The following is a 3,454-nucleotide window of genomic DNA, read 5'->3' as shown; positions in this document are numbered from 1 at the left end:
GGCGCCCCGATCCGGCGGCGGACGGCCGCGCAGACGCGCGCGGTCGCCGTGACGGCGAGCGCCGCAGCGAGCGCGCAGGCGGCCGTGACGGCGCTCATCGGCGCACGGTCCGGCGTACGGTCCGCGGGATCCGCCCTGGAAGGCTCGCATGCGCCTGGTCCCGTGAACGCCGGGACGGGTGGCGCCGCAGGACCGGAGGCGGGCGCCGCTGTCCGAAACCGCTCAGGCGGGCTTGCCGCGATCGTCGCGGAGCACAACGGAATGGGCGCGCACGGTGCGGGCACGACCGTCGAGCACCCGGTCGAGCGCCCAACGGCCTTGCTACCCGGGGAGGATGGGCCCGTGCGGACCAGGTTCGCCGTTCCGCTGGGCGCGCTTCCCGCGGTGGCGGCGCAGTAGAGCGGCCGGGCCGGTGCTACGCCTTCGCCCGGGCCGGCGGGGCGGTCCGGGTCCACCAGCAGGTGGGTCCGCGGTCGTCGAACCCGAGCCTGCGGTAGAGCGGTTCGCCCGCGGCGGTGGCGACCAGGGTCGCCGGACGGCCGGGGTGGGCCGCCGCCAGGGCGGTCTCCACCACGGCGCGCGCCACGCCCCGGCCACGGGCGAAGGGCAGCGTGGCGACCCAGTACACCCCGGTGGCCCGACCGTCGTCATAGGTGAGGCAGGCGCCCGCCGCGGTGCCGTCGAGGCGGCCCAGCCATATGCGGCAGCTTGGGTCGTACAACATCCGTTCCGGGACAGCCGCTCCGCGCGTCCAGGGCTGCCGGGCGCGCTGCGGGAACCCGTCGACGATCGTGCGCTCCGCCTCGGCGAGCAGGCCGCCGTCCGTTGCCTCATCGACCGTCAGAGATCCTCCACCTTGGGCTTCGCAGACGTACGGCAGAGTCCGCGGGCCGCCCGCGACCGGGCCCGGCTCACGAACCATCACCGGCATGAGCGGCAGCCGGGTGGCGCCGAAACCGGTCAGGTCGAGGCCGCCATACGGATCTTCCAGGGTGAAGCGGAGGGTCGACCAGGCCGCCATGAGCTCGGCCAATTCGGCTTCCAGCGAACCCGGTTCGGCGTACGGCCGGGTGATCAGAATGCGGTGCGGGTCGTCCGGCGTACGGGCGCAGCGGACGGCGGTGAAGAGTTCGTGGGTACGGGTCTGCCAGCCGTGCGCCCGGGCCTGGCCGAGCCAGAAGGCGGCTGCGTTGTCGTTGGCCTGTTCGAGCCGGCGCGGAACGTTCACGGCAGGACGGTAACCCGGGCCGTCACGCCGGCCGCGGCCCGCCCGGGCCCTGGCCGAATGAAGCCAGGGAGGCGCACATCCGGCGACCTGTGCGCCCTCTTGTGCACCGCCGATTTTCGGTCAATTTCTGGCCGGTCCCTCCCGCTTGGGCAAATCCGCAGCCCAGACCCGCCGGCCGGGCGCCCCGGAGCCGGACGCCCCAGGAGCGGCCCCGCGACAACCAGCCACCGTTGCACCGGCCCTCTTCCCAGAAGGGTCGACGGGTGCCACGCTTCGTGATCGAATGCATCACGCCAAATTGCCATGTCGACATAGCGTCGGATGGTGAACTTGTCACAACGGCAACGGTCCACCCGATAGATTTCGATCTTGGCTAGCAGTGCCGCACCACCCACACCACACCACCGAGGGGGCTTGAGCGCCTTGAGCAGGGTGAGCAGGAGCGACGCGGGTCCTGACAGCGGCCAGACGGTGGCCGGCATCGCGGGTCGCCCCGCGAGAAGCGCTGGTACCCCCGCGACCGCCGCCACCACCCGCAACTCCGGCGCCTCCGGCACCGCTTCGTACCCCGCCCACCCCGCCGGACCGGCCGCACCGGCCGCCTCCTCCGCCGCGCCCGGCGCCCCCTCCTACGGCGCGTCCCCGGAGCACGGCGGACCGACCGTCAGCCGAGGCGCCATCAACCCCGGCCAGGCGTACGGCCCCGGCAGCACGGGCGCAGGCCACGGGCCCAACGGCGCGGGTTACGGACCCAACGGCGCGGGCCACGGACCCAACGGTTCGGGCTACGGGCCCAACGGCGCGGGCTACGGCGCGGACTACTCCGCCTACCCGGGCACGCCCGGCCTCCCCGGCGTCCCCGGCTCCCCCGGCCTGCCCGGTGGCTCCACCGGCACGCTCGGCGGCCTCGGCCCGGCCGTCGCCGGCGGACACGGCCCGCTCGGGCACGGCGGCCCGCACGGCCCGGCCCACGGTGGCGCCCACGGCGGCCCGCTCGGCGACCGGTCCGGCGCGAACGGCTCCGCAACCCCGGTGATGACAGCCGCGCCCCGCAAGCTGTCCGGCCGGCGCCGCCGCGAGACCGTCGCGGTGCTGATCTTCGGCGGCGCCCCGATCTTCGAGAGCTCGATCCCGCTCTCCGTCTTCGGCGTCGACCGCCAGGACGCCGGCGTCCCGCGCTACCGCCTGCTGGTCTGCGCCGGGGAGGAGGGCCCGCTCGCCACCACCGGCGGCCTCACCCTCTCCGCGCCCTACGGCCTGGAGGCCCTGGCCCGCGCCGGCACGATCGTCGTACCGGCCTGGCGGTCGATCTCGCAGCCGCCGCCGGTCGAGGCGATCACCGCCCTGCGCAAGGCGCACCACGAGGGCGCGCGGATCATCGGACTGTGCACCGGCGCGTTCGTGCTCGCCGCGGCCGGCCTGCTCGACGGCCGTCCGGCGACCACCCACTGGATGTACGCCCCGACCCTCGCCAAGCGCTACCCGCGGGTCCACGTCGACCCGCGCGAGCTCTTCGTCGACGACGGCGACGTGCTGACCTCGGCCGGCACCGCCGCCGGCATCGACCTCTGCCTGCACGTGGTGCGCAGCGACCACGGCGCCGAGGCGGCCAACGCGCTCGCCCGCCGGCTGGTGGTGCCGAGCCGGCGCAGCGGCGGAGGACAGGCCCAGTACATCGATCAGTCTTTACCGGAGGAGATCGGCAACGACCCGCTGGCCGAGGTGGTCACGTGGGCGCTGGAGAACCTCAACCAGCAGTTCGACGTCGAGGTGCTGGCCGCTCGCGCGTACATGAGCCGGCGCACCTTCGACCGCCGCTTCCGCACGCTCACCGGCAGCGCGCCGCTGCAGTGGCTGATCACCCAGCGGGTGCTCCAGGCGCAGCGGCTGCTGGAGACGTCGGAGCTGTCGGTGGACGACGTCGCGCGGCGGTGCGGGTTCCGTTCGCCGGTGGCGCTGCGCGGGCACTTCCGCCGTCAGCTCGGGGTCTCGCCGGCCGCCTACCGGACCAGCTACCGGGCCCGGCGGCCCGGCTCGCAGCCCGCGGGGCCGGCCGGTCCGCACGGGGCGGCCACCGCGACGGCGGCGGGCGTGTTCGGCGGGGCGCACGGCCAGCAGCCGGCGCACGCGTACCCCGCGGCGCCCGGCGGAGCGGTGCTGCCCGCGCAGCACGGACAGCACCCGCAGCACGGGCAGGCGGCGGCGCACGGTCAGGCCGGTCCGCAC

General features: G+C 75.4%; 2 protein-coding genes. One reads left to right on the top strand and one right to left on the bottom strand.

Annotation, left to right across the window (positions count from 1 at the left end; all coding sequences use genetic code 11):
* Positions 1 to 415: 415 nt before the first annotated feature.
* The gene (locus tag AB0O00_RS33015; protein ID WP_363658095.1) at positions 416 to 1,228 is read right to left on the bottom strand and encodes a GNAT family N-acetyltransferase; all 813 of its coding nucleotides are present in this window, start codon (positions 1,226 to 1,228) and stop codon (positions 416 to 418) included.
* A gap of 1,035 nt (positions 1,229 to 2,263) precedes the next feature.
* Here AB0O00_RS33015 and AB0O00_RS33010 point away from each other — a divergent pair.
* The coding region (locus AB0O00_RS33010; protein WP_363658097.1) for a helix-turn-helix domain-containing protein at positions 2,264 to 3,454 on the top strand (1,191 nt) is incomplete at its 3' end.

Origin of the sequence: Kitasatospora sp. NPDC093558 (assembly GCF_040683475.1) — a bacterium.
Taxonomy (GTDB): domain Bacteria; phylum Actinomycetota; class Actinomycetes; order Streptomycetales; family Streptomycetaceae; genus Kitasatospora.
This window is presented reverse-complemented; position numbering and strand designations above follow the sequence as displayed.